The organism is Mesorhizobium atlanticum, assembly GCF_003289965.1.
Lineage (GTDB): Bacteria > Pseudomonadota > Alphaproteobacteria > Rhizobiales > Rhizobiaceae > Mesorhizobium > Mesorhizobium atlanticum.
The window spans coordinates 255,346-267,881 of the sequence record NZ_QMBQ01000008.1 but is presented as its reverse complement, the minus strand read 5'-3'; the positions used below and the strand labels follow the sequence as shown (position 1 = coordinate 267,881).

General features: G+C 63.9%; 15 protein-coding genes. 8 read left to right on the top strand and 7 right to left on the bottom strand.

The features are described 5' to 3' along the window. Positions 1-33: 33 nt before the first annotated feature. Together DPM35_RS25680 and DPM35_RS25675 are read right to left on the bottom strand one after the other, a co-directional pair. The gene (locus DPM35_RS25680; protein WP_181592134.1) at positions 34-963 is read right to left on the bottom strand and encodes a glutaminase; all 930 of its coding nucleotides are present in this window, start codon (positions 961-963) and stop codon (positions 34-36) included. 5 nt (positions 964-968) lie between these two features. Next, positions 969-2,117: a pyridoxal phosphate-dependent aminotransferase gene (locus DPM35_RS25675; RefSeq protein ID WP_112129990.1), complete on the bottom strand. Its 1,149-nt coding sequence runs from the start codon at positions 2,115-2,117 to the stop codon at positions 969-971. A 184-nt stretch (positions 2,118-2,301) separates the two neighbouring features. Between DPM35_RS25675 and DPM35_RS25670 the strand changes: the two genes are divergently transcribed. From DPM35_RS25670 to aat, 6 genes are all read left to right on the top strand, one after another. After that, on the top strand, positions 2,302-3,714 hold the full coding sequence (locus DPM35_RS25670; protein ID WP_112129989.1) for a M48 family metalloprotease: 1,413 nt from the start codon (positions 2,302-2,304) through the stop codon (positions 3,712-3,714). A 58-nt stretch (positions 3,715-3,772) separates the two neighbouring features. Next, on the top strand, positions 3,773-4,600 hold the full coding sequence (locus DPM35_RS25665) for a DsbA family protein (protein WP_112129988.1): 828 nt from the start codon (positions 3,773-3,775) through the stop codon (positions 4,598-4,600). Between the two features lie 132 nt (positions 4,601-4,732). Beyond that, on the top strand, positions 4,733-5,167 hold the full coding sequence (gene aroQ, locus DPM35_RS25660; RefSeq protein ID WP_112129987.1) for a type II 3-dehydroquinate dehydratase: 435 nt from the start codon (positions 4,733-4,735) through the stop codon (positions 5,165-5,167). 26 nt (positions 5,168-5,193) lie between these two features. After that, a complete protein-coding gene (gene accB / locus DPM35_RS25655; protein ID WP_112129986.1) occupies positions 5,194-5,661 on the top strand; it encodes an acetyl-CoA carboxylase biotin carboxyl carrier protein in 468 nt (155 codons plus the stop codon). Positions 5,662-5,674: 13 nt separating this feature from the next. Continuing rightward, positions 5,675-7,018, top strand: coding sequence for an acetyl-CoA carboxylase biotin carboxylase subunit (gene accC / locus DPM35_RS25650; RefSeq protein ID WP_112129985.1), 1,344 nt, complete (start codon positions 5,675-5,677; stop codon positions 7,016-7,018). 12 nt (positions 7,019-7,030) lie between these two features. After that, a complete protein-coding gene (aat, locus tag DPM35_RS25645) occupies positions 7,031-7,648 on the top strand; it encodes a leucyl/phenylalanyl-tRNA--protein transferase (RefSeq protein ID WP_112129984.1) in 618 nt (205 codons plus the stop codon). 2 nt (positions 7,649-7,650) lie between these two features. Here aat and DPM35_RS25640 read toward each other — a convergent pair whose 3' ends face one another. From DPM35_RS25640 to DPM35_RS25630, 3 genes are all read right to left on the bottom strand, one after another. Then, positions 7,651-8,034: a hypothetical protein gene (locus DPM35_RS25640; protein WP_112129983.1), complete on the bottom strand. Its 384-nt coding sequence runs from the start codon at positions 8,032-8,034 to the stop codon at positions 7,651-7,653. A 59-nt stretch (positions 8,035-8,093) separates the two neighbouring features. After that, positions 8,094-8,732: a DUF2155 domain-containing protein gene (locus DPM35_RS25635; protein ID WP_112129982.1), complete on the bottom strand. Its 639-nt coding sequence runs from the start codon at positions 8,730-8,732 to the stop codon at positions 8,094-8,096. Positions 8,733-8,868: 136 nt separating this feature from the next. Next, positions 8,869-9,267: an NADH:ubiquinone oxidoreductase subunit NDUFA12 gene (locus DPM35_RS25630; protein WP_112129981.1), complete on the bottom strand. Its 399-nt coding sequence runs from the start codon at positions 9,265-9,267 to the stop codon at positions 8,869-8,871. A 215-nt stretch (positions 9,268-9,482) separates the two neighbouring features. On the opposite strand from DPM35_RS25630, the gene panB reads away from it, so the two are divergent. Further along, a complete protein-coding gene (gene panB / locus DPM35_RS25625) occupies positions 9,483-10,316 on the top strand; it encodes a 3-methyl-2-oxobutanoate hydroxymethyltransferase (RefSeq protein ID WP_112129980.1) in 834 nt (277 codons plus the stop codon). Next, complete coding sequence (gene panC, locus DPM35_RS25620) at positions 10,313-11,164, top strand: pantoate--beta-alanine ligase (RefSeq protein ID WP_112129979.1); 852 nt, start codon at positions 10,313-10,315, stop codon at positions 11,162-11,164. The genes panB and panC overlap by 4 nt, the downstream gene beginning before the upstream one ends. Positions 11,165-11,224: 60 nt before the next feature. On the opposite strand, the gene DPM35_RS25615 is transcribed toward panC, so the two are convergent. Both DPM35_RS25615 and DPM35_RS25610 read right to left on the bottom strand, forming a co-directional pair. Continuing rightward, complete coding sequence (locus DPM35_RS25615; RefSeq protein WP_112130041.1) at positions 11,225-11,923, bottom strand: AIM24 family protein; 699 nt, start codon at positions 11,921-11,923, stop codon at positions 11,225-11,227. A 120-nt stretch (positions 11,924-12,043) separates the two neighbouring features. Further along, the gene (locus DPM35_RS25610; RefSeq protein WP_112129978.1) at positions 12,044-12,532 is read right to left on the bottom strand and encodes a GNAT family N-acetyltransferase; all 489 of its coding nucleotides are present in this window, start codon (positions 12,530-12,532) and stop codon (positions 12,044-12,046) included. Positions 12,533-12,536 lie beyond the last annotated feature (4 nt).

Sequence of the window (12,536 nt, the reverse complement as noted above, 5' to 3'; positions counted from 1 at the left end):
CGGGATTTTTCATTTCCGCGAAGGGGCATTGTTTTAAGGCGCGAAAATCGACCAGTTCATCATCCGGGCGAGCTTCTCCAGAGCGATGGAGCCGAGCTTGGAGTTGCCGTTCTCGTTGAGACCGGGCGACCAAACCGCCAGCGAAGCCACGCCGGGCACGATGCCGAGAATGCCGCCGCCTACGCCGCTTTTGCCGGGAATGCCGACGTGGAAGGCGAAATCGCCGGAACCGTCATAATGGCCGCAGGTAAGCATCAGCGCGCCGATGCGGCGCGCCCGCTCGGCCGACACGACCGAGTGCCCGGTCGCCGGGTTTCGGCCGCCATTGGCCAGAAATCGTCCCGCCATGGCGAGCTGACGGCAGCTCATGGCGATGGCGCAATGGTGGAAATAGACACCCAGCGCCAGTTCCGGCTCATGATGGAGATTGCCAAAGGATTTCATGTAGTTGGCCAGAGCGAAGTTGCGGTAGCCGGTGGCCCGCTCGGATGCCGCCACTTCGCGGTCGATGATGATCGTCTCGTCATCGGCGAGGAATTGGATAAAGCGCAGGATCTCGCCGATCGCCTCGCGCGGCTGATGGCCCGCGAGCAGCACGTCCGAGACAACGATGGCGCCGGCATTGATGAACGGATTGCGTGGAATGCCATTCTCATGCTCGAGCTGGACGATCGAGTTGAACGGATTGCCGGACGGCTCGCGGCCGACGCGCTGCCAGAGCGCATCGCCGATCTTGCCCAGCGCCAGCGTGAGGGTGAAGACCTTCGAAACGCTCTGGATCGAAAAGGGCTGATCGGCATCGCCGGCAAGGATGACGCGGCCATCATTGGTCACGGCGGCGATGCCGAATCTCTTCGGATCGACCTTGCCGAGCTGCGGGATGTAGGTCGCCACCTTGCCGCGATCGGTGCGCTCAGCCATTTCGGCGGCGACTTCCGCCAATGCTTGCTCGAGGTCCGGCATGGCTTCTATTTCAGCCAGCGTTCGATACGGGCCAGCGCCTCGACCATGTCTTCATGGCTGCCGGCATAGGAAAAGCGCATGGTGCGATGCCCTTGCAACGGGTCGAAATCGCGGCCAGGTGTGGCCGCGACATGCGCCTCGGCCAGCATCTTGCGGGCGAAGGCCATGCTGTCATTGGTGTGGCGGGTGACATCGCAGAAGGCGTAGAAGGCGCCGTCCATGGGCGCGGCCAGCGCGAAACCAACCTCCGGCAGGCGCTTCATCAGAAGGTCGCGATTCCAGGCATAGCGCGCCTTCACCTTTTCCAGCTCCTCCGTGGCTTTGAAGGCCTCGGTCGCGGCGATCTGCGACAATTCCGGCGGCGAGATATAGAGGCTTTGGGCGATGCGCTCGACCGGCCGCACCAGTTCCTCAGGCAGCACCATCCAGCCGATGCGCCAGCCGGTCATGCAATAGTATTTCGAGAAGGAGTTGATGACGATCACGCCGGCGCCGTGCGCCAGCGCGGTGACATCGGGCGCCGCATAGGCCAGCCGGTGGTAGATTTCGTCGGAGATGACGGCGATATCGAGTTCCTCGGCCGTCTTTACCAGGGCCGCAAGTTCGTCGGCGGGGATCACCGCGCCGGTCGGATTGGCGGGACTGGCGAACAGCACGCCCTTCAGCGGCTTATCGCGATGCGCGCCCTTCAGGTGATCGGCATGCAGATAGGCGTCCGCGCCGAGCTCGATCTCGACGATCTCGATGCCGAGCGCCGCCATGATGTTGCGGTAGGCCGGATAGCCGGGCGCGGCGATGGCGACGCGATCGCCCGGATCGAACATGGCCAGGAAAGCGAGGTTGAAGGCGGCCGACGAGCCGGTCGTGACGGCAATACGGGACGGCGCGACGTCAATCCCGTAATGCTCGCCATAGTGCTCGGCGATCGCCTTGCGCAGCTCGGCTAGGCCCAAGGCATCGGTGTAGCCAATGCGGCCGTGCCTGAGGGCCGCGGCCGCTGCCGCGCGGACTCCGGCCGGCGCGGGATCCGATGGCTGGCCGACGGCCATCGACACCACGGGCACGCCGGTGGCCTTCAGCCGGTTGGCTTCGGCCAGGATGTCCATGGCGTGGAAGGGCTCGACCTCCCCCCGGCGCGAAAGCGAAACGACCATTTGACCTCTTCCAACTGCCCTATTTCGGTGAATTCCGCACGCAAGCAGCGCAGACTTGCCTTGAACTGCCCTGGTTAAAGGGGCAGCGCCGCACAAATGCCCGATTGATGTGGGGATCACAAGGGCGCAGGAAGTTGCCGGCGCCGACTTTTCATCTTTCGCCCGCTCGTCTACCAGTGGACCTATGTTGAGCCGACTCCGACCATCGATTGGCAGATCGACCTCCCTCAGCCGAACCGCGCGCGGCTTTGCGACGCTTATGCTTGCCGCCGCCGTTGCCATATCGAGCTCGGTCAGTGCCTTCGCGCAAGGCGTGCCAGTGGTGCGCGACGCCGAGATCGAGGCGCTGGTGCGCGACTACGCCCGGCCGATCTTCAAGGCCGCGGGGCTTGCCAATGACGGCATCGACATTGTTCTGGTCAATGATCCGAGTTTCAACGCTTTCGTCACCGGGCGGCGCCTGTTCATCAATACCGGTGCGCTGGTGACCGCCGAAACGCCGAACGAGATCATCGGCGTCATCGCGCACGAGGCCGGCCATATCGCGGGCGGACATCAGCAGAAATTGCGCGATCAGCTCGACCGCGCCAAGACAATGGCCATCATCGCCACGCTGCTCGGCGCCGGCGCCATAGTTGCCGGCGCCACCACCAGCAGCAAGGGCCTGGCGGGCGCCGGCATGGGCGTCGCCGCCGGGGGCGGCGAGATGGCGCAGCGGTCGATCCTCGCCTATCAGCGCACCGAAGAGATCACCGCCGACCGTTCGGCGATCACCTATCTCAACGCCACCGGCCAGTCCGGCATGGGCATGCTCAAGACCTTCGGCCGCTTCCAGAGCGCGCTGTCGCTCGCCGGCACCCAGGTGGACCCCTACCGGATCAGCCATCCGATGCCGCAGGAGCGCATCGCCAACCTTGAAGTGCTGGTCAAGCAGAGCCCCTTCGTCAACGTTGTCGACCCGCCGGCGCTGCAGCAGCGGCACGACATGATGCGCATCAAGATCGCCGCTTACATGCAGGGCCAGGCGGCCGTCGCGCGGCTGATGCGCAAGAACCCGACCAGCCTTGCCTCGCGCTACGGCGATGCGCAGCAGACCTATCTCTACGGCAATCCGGGCGCCGCGCTGATCAAGACGGCGGCGCTGATCAAGGAGCAGCCGAAGAACCCGTATTTCCATGAGCTGCGCGGCGATATCCTGATGAAGGCCAACAAGCCGAAGGACGCGGCGGACGCCTATGCCAAGGCGGTGAGCCTCGATCCCGCGCACTCCGGACTGCTGCTGGTCTCGCTCGGCCAGGCGCTGATGGCGGTGGGCACGCCCGATTCGCTGAAACAGGCCGTGGTCCAGCTCAATAACGGCGTCGGGCGGGACAAGGAGAATGCCGAGGCCTATCGCTTCCTGGCGCAGGCCTATGGAGAACAGGGCGACATTCCGGCCGCCGATCTCGCCACCGCAGAGGGCCATTACTATGCGGGCGACTACAAGAATGCGAAGATCTTCGCCATGCGCGCTCAACAGAAATTGAAGCGCGGCGAACCCCGCTGGGTGCGCGCTCAGGATATTATAAACTATACACCGTCTAATAAACTCAAATGAACCTCCCGGACGTCGGCGACGACGAAGGCGGACCGGAACAGGCAAAGGGACGACGATCATGAACAAGGCAATCCTGCTTGGCAGTGCCGGCGGTCTGGCGGTGGCGCTCGGCATGCTGGCCTTCGGTTTCGTGGCAGGAAATCCACAGGCCGCGAAGGCCGACACCGTGCAGGTGGCCCAGGTGACGTCCTCCACCGACACCAAGGCGGCCGCCGATACCAAGATCGACCGCAAGGAAGTCGAGGGCATCATCCGCGATTATCTCTTGAAGAACCCGGAAGTGCTGCTCGAGGTGCAGGACGCGCTCGAAGCCAAGCAGAAGGAAGAGCAGCGGCTTGCCGCGCTCGGCGTCATCAAGAATTCCAAGGACGAGATCTTCAACTCGACCTTCGACGGCGTCGTCGGCAACCCGACGGGCAAGGTCACGATCGTCGAGTTCTACGACTACAATTGTGGTTTCTGCAAACGCGCCATCGAGGACATGAAGGCACTGACCAAGGCCGACCCTGACCTGCGCTTCGTGCTCAAGGAGTTCCCGATCCTCAGCCCGGATTCGCAGAAGGCCAGCGTCGTCTCGATGGCGTTCCACTTGATGCATCCGGAGAAATACGGCGAATTCCACACCGCGCTGCTCGGCGGCCAGGGCCGCGCCACCGAAGCAACCGCCATTAAAGTGGCGCTTTCGCTCGGCGCCGACGAGGCGACGCTGCGCGAAAAGATGAAGGATCCGAGCATCGCGGAGACGCTTTCGCGTACCTACGATCTTGCGACGAAACTGTCGATTACGGGCACGCCGTCCTATGTGGTCGGCAACGAGGTGATCTTCGGAGCGCTCGGCCAGCAGGTTCTGGCGGAAAAGATTGAAGAAGCCAAGAGCGCGCTCTAAGCGCTTGCGGATGCAAAAGCCGGCCGCTGTGGACAGCGCAAGAACGCACTTGCGCTCTTTTCGCGGGCGGCTATGCCCATTATAGAGGCCCAGTGCGCCGGCTCGTAGCCGGCGTGAAACAAGGTCGGCATATTGAAAACGATTTTCGTCCTCAACGGTCCCAATCTCAATGCGCTCGGCAAACGCGAGCCGGGAATTTATGGCGGCAAGACGCTTGCGGCCATCGCCGAGGACTGCAAGGCGGCGGGCGCCGCGCTCGGGTTCGAGATCGATTTTCGCCAGTCCAATCATGAGGGCGATCTGGTCGACTGGATTCAGGAAGCAGGCGAGAAGGCTGCAGGGATCGTCATCAATCCCGGCGCCTACAGCCACACCTCGATCGCCATCCACGACGCCATCCGCTCAGTCGCGCCGCTGCCCGTCGCGGAAGTCCATCTTTCCAACATCCACGCGCGGGAGCCCTTCCGCCACGTCTCCATGGTCGCGCCGGTCGCCGTCGGCATGATCTGCGGGTTCGGGCCGCTCGGCTACACGCTCGCGCTGCAGGCACTGGCGGCACGCCTGTGACCGGCCCCCAAACAGAAGGCTCGAAAATGTCCATAAAAAAGACCGGTGTTGACCAGCAGCTGATCCGCGATCTGGCAGGCATCCTGAACGACACCAATCTGACCGAGATCGAGGTCGAACTCGGCGATCTGAAAGTGCGCGTGTCGCGCCAGTCGCAGGCTGTCCACGCGGTCGCCGCGCCCCTGCCCGCGATCGCCGCTCCCGTCGCCGCTGCGGCTCAGCCGGCCGCGGTCGCCTCCGTGGCGCCCGCCGATCCGTCCAAGAACGCCGTGCCTTCGCCGATGGTGGGCACCGCCTATCTGGCGCCCTCGCCCGACGCCAAGCCGTTCGTCGAGATCGGCCAGAAAGTGAAGGAAGGCCAGACGCTACTCATCATCGAAGCGATGAAGACGATGAACCAGATTCCTTCGCCGCGCGCCGGCACGGTGACGGCGATCCTCATCGAGGATGCCCAGCCGGTCGAGTACGGAATGCCGCTGGTAGTCCTCGAGTAGGAACAGCCAAGAGATGTTCCAGAAGATCCTCATCGCCAATCGCGGCGAAATCGCGCTCCGGGTGCTGCGCGCCTGCAAGGAGCTCGGCATCCAGACGGTGGTGGTCCACTCGACCGCGGATTCCGACGCCATGCATGTGCGGCTCGCTGACGAGAGTGTCTGCATCGGCCCGCCGCCGTCGCGGGAAAGCTATCTCAACATCCATCAGATCGTCGCCGCCTGCGAGATCACCGGCGCCGATGCCGTGCATCCGGGCTACGGCTTCCTTTCCGAAAACGCCAAGTTCGCCGATATCCTCGCCGCGCACAACATCACCTTCATCGGCCCCTCCGGCGATCATATCCGCATCATGGGCGACAAGATCGAGGCCAAGCGCACGGCAAAGCGTCTCGGCATTCCCGTCGTGCCCGGCTCCGATGGCGCGATCAGCGACGACAAGGAAGCCAAGCGCGTCGCCGCCGAAATCGGCTATCCGGTGATCATCAAGGCCTCGGCCGGCGGTGGTGGCCGCGGCATGAAGGTGGCGCACACCGAAGCCGACCTCGAAGTCGCGCTGCAGACGGCAAAGTCGGAAGCGGGCGCGGCCTTCGGCGACGACGCCGTCTATATCGAGAAATATCTGGAGAAGCCGCGCCATATCGAGGTGCAGGTGTTCGGCGACGGCGCCGGCCGAGGCGTGCATTTCGGCGAACGCGACTGCTCGCTGCAGCGTCGTCACCAGAAAGTCTGGGAGGAAGCCAACTCCCCCGCGCTCAACACCGAAGAGCGCTCGCGCATCGGCGGCATCTGCGCCAAGGCCATCGCGGATCTCGGCTATTCCGGAGCCGGCACGATCGAGTTCCTTTATGAGAATGGCGAGTTCTATTTCATCGAGATGAACACCCGCCTGCAGGTCGAGCATCCGGTCACGGAAGCGATCACCGGCATCGACCTCGTGCATGAGCAGATCCGTGTCGCTTCCGGCGCCGGGCTGTCGGTCAGGCAGGAAGACATCAAGTTCAACGGCCATGCCATCGAGTGCCGCATCAACGCGGAGGACCCGCGCACCTTCACGCCATCGCCCGGCACGATCACGCATTTCCATACGCCAGGCGGCCTTGGCATCCGCGTCGATTCCGGTGTCTATTCCGGCTATAAAATCCCGCCCTACTATGACAGCCTGATCGGCAAGCTGATCGTGCATGGCCGCAACCGCGTCGAGTGCATGATGCGGCTGCGCCGCGCGCTCGACGAATTCGTCGTCGACGGCATCAAGACAACGCTGCCGCTGTTCCGCGACCTTGTCGGCAATCCGGACATCGCCAATGGCGACTACGATATCCACTGGCTGGAAAAATACCTGGCCAAGGATGAATAGCACGGGGATGCGATGACCCGCCCCTACGCGCCAGGCTATCGCATCCCGACCGACCTGCTGCTCAGGGCTTATGCCTCGGGCGTCTTCCCGATGGCCGAGAGCGCCAACGACCCGGAAGTGTTCTGGGTGCGGCCGGAAACGCGCGGCATCATTCCGCTGGACGGCTTCCATACACCGCGCAGCCTCAAGAAGACGATCCGCAAGCATCCGTTCGAGATCCGCTACGATTTCGATTTCGAGGCGACGATCGACGGCTGCGCCGAGAAGCGCGAAGAGCGCCGCTCGACCTGGATCAACGTGCCGATCCGCGAAGCCTATGTGGAACTCTATCGGCTTGGCCATTGCCATTCGGTCGAAGCCTGGCGCGAAGACCGTTTGGTCGGCGGCCTTTACGGCGTCTCGCTCGGGCGTGTGTTCTTCGGCGAGAGCATGTTCGCCAGGGAGACCGATGCCTCGAAGACCTGCCTCTATTATCTCGTCGAGCGGTTGAAGGCGCGCGGCTTCGCGCTGCTCGACACGCAGTTCACCACCGAGCATCTGAAGCGCTTCGGCGCCGTCGACGTGCCGCGCGGCCAGTATGAGAAGCTGCTGGCCGAGGCGCTGAAGGGCGAGGCCGTCTTCTATCCTTGAGGTCAGCCCTGCGCCGCATCCAACGGCGTCTGGGCATGGAACATCATCTTCCAGCCGTCGGCGCGGTGAACATAACCGCTGCTGACCAGCGCGGCATAGGATTCGCCGTTCTCGCGCGTCGCGCGCGCTTCGTAAGTCAGCATGACGATATCGCTGCCCGGCTCGACCATGCCCTTCAGCTTGATGTCGAGGTCGCGCCAACGGTTGGGTTTGCTGGCAGTCCCTGCCAGTTCGGAGTTGGTCATCGCCTTGGCCAATTGCGGGAACGCCACCAGGCATTCCACATCGGCATTGGCTTCATAATAGGCGGAATCGCCGGTCCAGAAGCCCCTCTCGATGTCGAGAAGCTCCTGCTTGTTGGCCATGATCGGCTTCGTGGTGGTCATCGCGGAATCCTCCTCGCCTTGCCGAGTTGGAACGGCTCAAAGGCGGGCAGGTTCCGGGATCAGTTGGTGCTGGAAGGATCGTCGTCGGTCGGCTCGGGGGCAGCGTCAGCCGGTTCGGGCGCGGCGTCGGCCGGCTCCGCCGAGGCCTTGGGTTTGGCGGCCGGGGTCTTCGACTTGCCTGTCTCGGCCTTTGCCGCGGTCGGCGGCGGCACGTCCGACTTCTGCTTGCAGCCCTTGAGCCAGACGTCATAGACGGCGTGCTCGACGGCGTTGAGACCAGGGCTTTCGGCAAACATCCAGCCGGTGAAGATACGGCGGATCTTGCGGTCGAGCGTGATTTCGTCGACTTCCACGAAGGAATCGGTCTTCGGCTGCTCCGTATCCGGCCGCGAATAGCAGACGCGGGGCGTGACCTGCAAAGCGCCGAACTGCACGGTCTCGTCGACATAGACGTCGAAGGTGATGATGCGGCCGGTGATCTTGTCGATGCCGGCGAACTCGGCCACCGCATTGGTGATGCGGTCGCCGGCCGCCGGCGCAGGGGCCGGCGCCTGCGCGGCGGCGAAAGCGGCCGTGGAGGCAACCAGAACGGACGTCGCAGCTATCAGCGCCTTAGAGATATGGCCTGGAATCCTGGGTCGCAATTCCGGACGGAAAACCGCTGCGCACTTTTCCTGGAATTGCTTAGAAGAGCTCATGCAAAAGTACCGGTGGTTGTGCCCTGGCGATTCTTCAATGCCCAAGGCTAGTCATGGCTGCGCAGTCAGCAAGCAGCTAAACGCCAATTGTGGCGATAAAGGATCGAAGCGGCGCTTTGGATCGCGATCCGGAGGATTACGATCCCGGCGTCCAGGCATCATAGTCGCCGGTCACTTGCGGACGATGCTGGTTGGTCAGGATCGAACCTTGCGGCCGATAGGCGCCGGGCGTTCCGGTGAGGTTCGCCCGATGCGGCTTTTGCCATTCGCGAGCCTTATAGTTCTCGCTAGAGGGAGGCGTGTCGACGCGGTGATGAATCCAGCCGTGCCAGCCCGGCGGGATCTTCGAGGCTTCCGAATAGTCGCGGTAGATCACCCAACGGCGGGTGCGGCCTTCCGAATCGACGCCGCCCTCATAGTAGACATTGCCGGCTTCGTCTTCGCCGACCTTCTTGCCGAAGCGCCAGGTGTGGAAGCGGGTGCCGAGCGTCTGGCTGTTCCACCAGGTGAAAAACTGCAGCAGGAAAGTTTTCATCCAGATCCTCGCGGCGGCAGCGGCTGCGCCTTTCCCCTGCTTATGGCGTCACCCAAACGCGAAGGCAAGGGTTTTGCCATGCCCTGAACGTAAATGCTTCGTGCGCTAAATCGATGCAGCAGAGCCCTCAACCTCCGCTCGGCTTGCCAAGCGCGGCCTGTCTTTCTAAAGCTCGACCGGTCCGTTTCGGGCGCGCCTTGAGGGAGGGGTGACGATTGGTTCCAGCCGCCGACAATCGGATCAGCGCGGAGGATATTCGCCGCCGCAAGGGCGGCGTGCCGATCGTGTGCCTCACCGCCTATACCTATCCGGTTGCCCGGATTCTCGATCCGCATGTCGATCTGCTCCTTGTCGGCGACAGCGTCGCCATGGTGCTGCACGGCCACGCCACGACGCTCGGCGCCTCGCTGGAGATGATGGTCGCCCACGGCCAGGCCGTGATGCGCGGCTCGGCCAAGGCCTGCGTCGTGGTTGACATGCCGACCGGCAGCTATGAGGACTCGCCGGCGCAGGCTGCGACATCCGCGAGGCGCATCGTCGAGGAAACGGGCTGCCAGGCCGTGAAGCTCGAAGGCGGCGTCGACATGGCCGCCCAGATCTCGGCCATCGTCGCCGAAGGAATACCGGTGATGGGTCATATCGGGCTGCAGCCACAGTCGGTGGAAAAGGACGGCGGCTACAAGATCAAGGGTCGCACGGAGGAGAACATCGCAGCGCTCTTCCGCGACGCCGAGGCGGTGGAAACGGCCGGCGCCTTCTCGGTCGTCATAGAGGGGACGATGGAGGCCGTGGCCGCGAAGTTGACCCGTCATATTTCCATACCGACGATCGGCATCGGGGCGAGCGCCGACTGCGACGGCCAGATCCTGGTGATCGACGACATGGTCGGCATGACGGTCGACCGCGTTCCTATATTCGTCAAGGAATACGCGGATTTGCGCAGCGTGATCGCCGATGCGGCGGCGCGCTACGCGGCCGAGGTGCGCAGCCGCGCCTTTCCCGGCCCCGACCACGTCTTCACCACGACATCCGGCAAGGACGAGACATGAACGCCCCAACCGTCGTCGACAGCGTCGCCGCCCTTCGCGCACAGGTCCAGGACTGGCGCCGGGCCGGACTCAGGGTCGCCATGGTGCCGACCATGGGCGCGCTGCATGACGGCCATATCTCGCTGGTCAGGATCGCGCTCGAACAGGCCGACCGCTGCGTCGTGTCGATCTTCGTCAATCCGACGCAGTTCGCGCCGACGGAGGATCTCGACAAATATCCGCGTCAGCTGGCCCGCGATCTCGACCGGTTGCGGGAGGCGGGCGCGCATCTCGCCTTCACGCCGAGCGTAGGCGAAATGTACCCCGCCGGCTTCGCCACAAAGATCTCGGTGGGCGGCCCCTCGTCGGGTCTCGAAACAGACTTCAGGCCGAGCTTCTTCGACGGCGTCGCGACCGTCGTGGCCAAGCTCTTTCTGCAGGCTGCGCCCGATTTCGCGGTGTTCGGCGAGAAGGACTACCAGCAGCTTTGCGTCGTCAGGCAGCTCTGCCGCGATCTCGACCTGCCCGTCGAGATCGTCGGCGCGCCGACCGTGCGTGACGCGCACGGCCTCGCCATGTCGTCGCGCAATGCCTATCTGGGCGAAGCCGAGCTCGATGTTGCGCGCCTGCTCAACGTGATCCTGCGCCGCACGGCGGGGGCGCTTTCGACCGGCACGGATGAGGCGGCCGCCACCGAAGATGCCGCAAAGGCGCTTATCTCCGCGGGTTTTCGAAAGGTCGACTATGTCGCCGCCCGCGCGAGCGTCACGCTTGCACCCTGGCAGCGGAACCGCGGCGGCCGTCTGCTCGCGGCAGCCTGGCTCGGCACGACGCGGCTGATCGACAATGTGGAGATTCCCTCCGCCTGAGCGCTCGCGGCCTCGATCGGCTGACGATCCGCGGGCTGTCGCCGCTGCGCTCCGTGATGCCTACTCTTCCGACGGCATATGCAGATACATCGACTGGATGCCGACGCGTCCGGGACCGGTGAAGCGATTGACGACGAAATTCATGGCGGCGCCGAAGAAGCCGCTGGAAAGCTTGTCGATCCTTGTATCCATCCTGACCGAAGCGTCCTTGAACAGCCAGCCGCCTGGCTCGACATCGATGGTTTCGCCGGGCGCCAGCACCTTTTCGAAGACGTTGCCATAGCCGTGCAGCCAGACGATGCCGTCGCCTGTCTCGCCACGGAAACGGTCGATGAAGAAGCCGCTCTGGCCGAACAGCATCGTTCCCAGCCCGCGCACCCGCTCGAAGCTGTAATCGACGCTGGCGGTGGCGGCGAGGAACTGGTGCTCGCGCACCTGGATCTCCTCGCCGCGCCGCAGATGGATCGGCACGATATGGCCCGGCCCGTCGCGGCTGAAGGCGATGACGCCGGGCCCGGACGCCTCGGTGACGAAGATTTGCAAGCCGGCGATCATGCGCTTCAGCGCGCCCTTCAGAGATTTCAGGCCGATGGTGATGGTGGTGTTCTTCCAGAGCAGGATGTGGTGCTCGAAATAGACCGGCATGTTGGTCACATCGACCGACAGCACCGGCACCAGTTCGCCGGCGACGTGATAGGTCACGCCGCCAAAAGTCTCGTCCGACACTTCGGTCGGCATCAGTTCCGGCAGGCTCGGCATGGCAATCCCCCATTGCGGCGACGCTTCTGCCTTGTGGAGTTTGCGACGCCGGCGACGACCAGCCTTGATCGCGCGGATCGGCGCGATCAAATCAAAACCGCGCGATGAACAGGCGTGCCTCTAGCCCAGCTGTTTTTCCATGATGAGCGCGGGCAATCCCGAGTTGCCACCGCAATTGGCGGTCCTGCCCGCCGGCCGGAATCCATTGGCCTCGTAGAAGGCGATCGCCACGGCATTCGCTTCCTCGACTTCGAGGCGCAGCGTATCCATCTCCGGAAAACTGGCTTCGACTTCGTCGAGCAGCGACTGGCCAATCCCCTGCCGCTGACAGGCCGGATGCACGTAGAGCTGGTTCAGGAGGACGATCTTCGGGTCGGTGGTGGCGGCGGCGAATGCCATGCCGCCGAGCCGCCTGCCGTCGTCAGCCACCAGGAACTCGGAATTGGGCCGCGTCAGCCGCGCCTTGAGCGAGGCGATCGAATGCCAGTCGTCGGTGATCGCCGTAACCCGTTCGGCGCCGTAGATGGCGTCATAGGTCGCATGCCAGGTCTCGACCAGCAGCGCGTGGACCGCAACAAGATCGCGCTCGCTGGCGGTGCGGACGAACATCGCC

What these genes read in the sequence shown, in the direction of transcription:
- DPM35_RS25680 (WP_181592134.1), bottom strand. Translation starts at nt 963, where the DNA reads ATGCCGGACCTCGAGCAAGCATTGGCGGAAGTCGCCGCCGAAATGGCT.
- DPM35_RS25675 (WP_112129990.1), bottom strand. Translation starts at nt 2,117, where the DNA reads ATGGTCGTTTCGCTTTCGCGCCGGGGGGAGGTCGAGCCCTTCCACGCC.
- DPM35_RS25670 (WP_112129989.1), top strand. Translation starts at nt 2,302, where the DNA reads ATGTTGAGCCGACTCCGACCATCGATTGGCAGATCGACCTCCCTCAGC.
- DPM35_RS25665 (WP_112129988.1), top strand. Translation starts at nt 3,773, where the DNA reads ATGAACAAGGCAATCCTGCTTGGCAGTGCCGGCGGTCTGGCGGTGGCG.
- accB (WP_112129986.1), top strand. Translation starts at nt 5,194, where the DNA reads ATGTCCATAAAAAAGACCGGTGTTGACCAGCAGCTGATCCGCGATCTG.
- accC (WP_112129985.1), top strand. Translation starts at nt 5,675, where the DNA reads ATGTTCCAGAAGATCCTCATCGCCAATCGCGGCGAAATCGCGCTCCGG.
- aat (WP_112129984.1), top strand. Translation starts at nt 7,031, where the DNA reads ATGACCCGCCCCTACGCGCCAGGCTATCGCATCCCGACCGACCTGCTG.
- DPM35_RS25640 (WP_112129983.1), bottom strand. Translation starts at nt 8,034, where the DNA reads ATGACCACCACGAAGCCGATCATGGCCAACAAGCAGGAGCTTCTCGAC.
- DPM35_RS25635 (WP_112129982.1), bottom strand. Translation starts at nt 8,732, where the DNA reads ATGAGCTCTTCTAAGCAATTCCAGGAAAAGTGCGCAGCGGTTTTCCGT.
- DPM35_RS25630 (WP_112129981.1), bottom strand. Translation starts at nt 9,267, where the DNA reads ATGAAAACTTTCCTGCTGCAGTTTTTCACCTGGTGGAACAGCCAGACG.
- panC (WP_112129979.1), top strand. Translation starts at nt 10,313, where the DNA reads ATGAACGCCCCAACCGTCGTCGACAGCGTCGCCGCCCTTCGCGCACAG.
- DPM35_RS25615 (WP_112130041.1), bottom strand. Translation starts at nt 11,923, where the DNA reads ATGCCGAGCCTGCCGGAACTGATGCCGACCGAAGTGTCGGACGAGACT.
- DPM35_RS25610 (WP_112129978.1), bottom strand. Translation starts at nt 12,532, where the DNA reads ATGTTCGTCCGCACCGCCAGCGAGCGCGATCTTGTTGCGGTCCACGCG.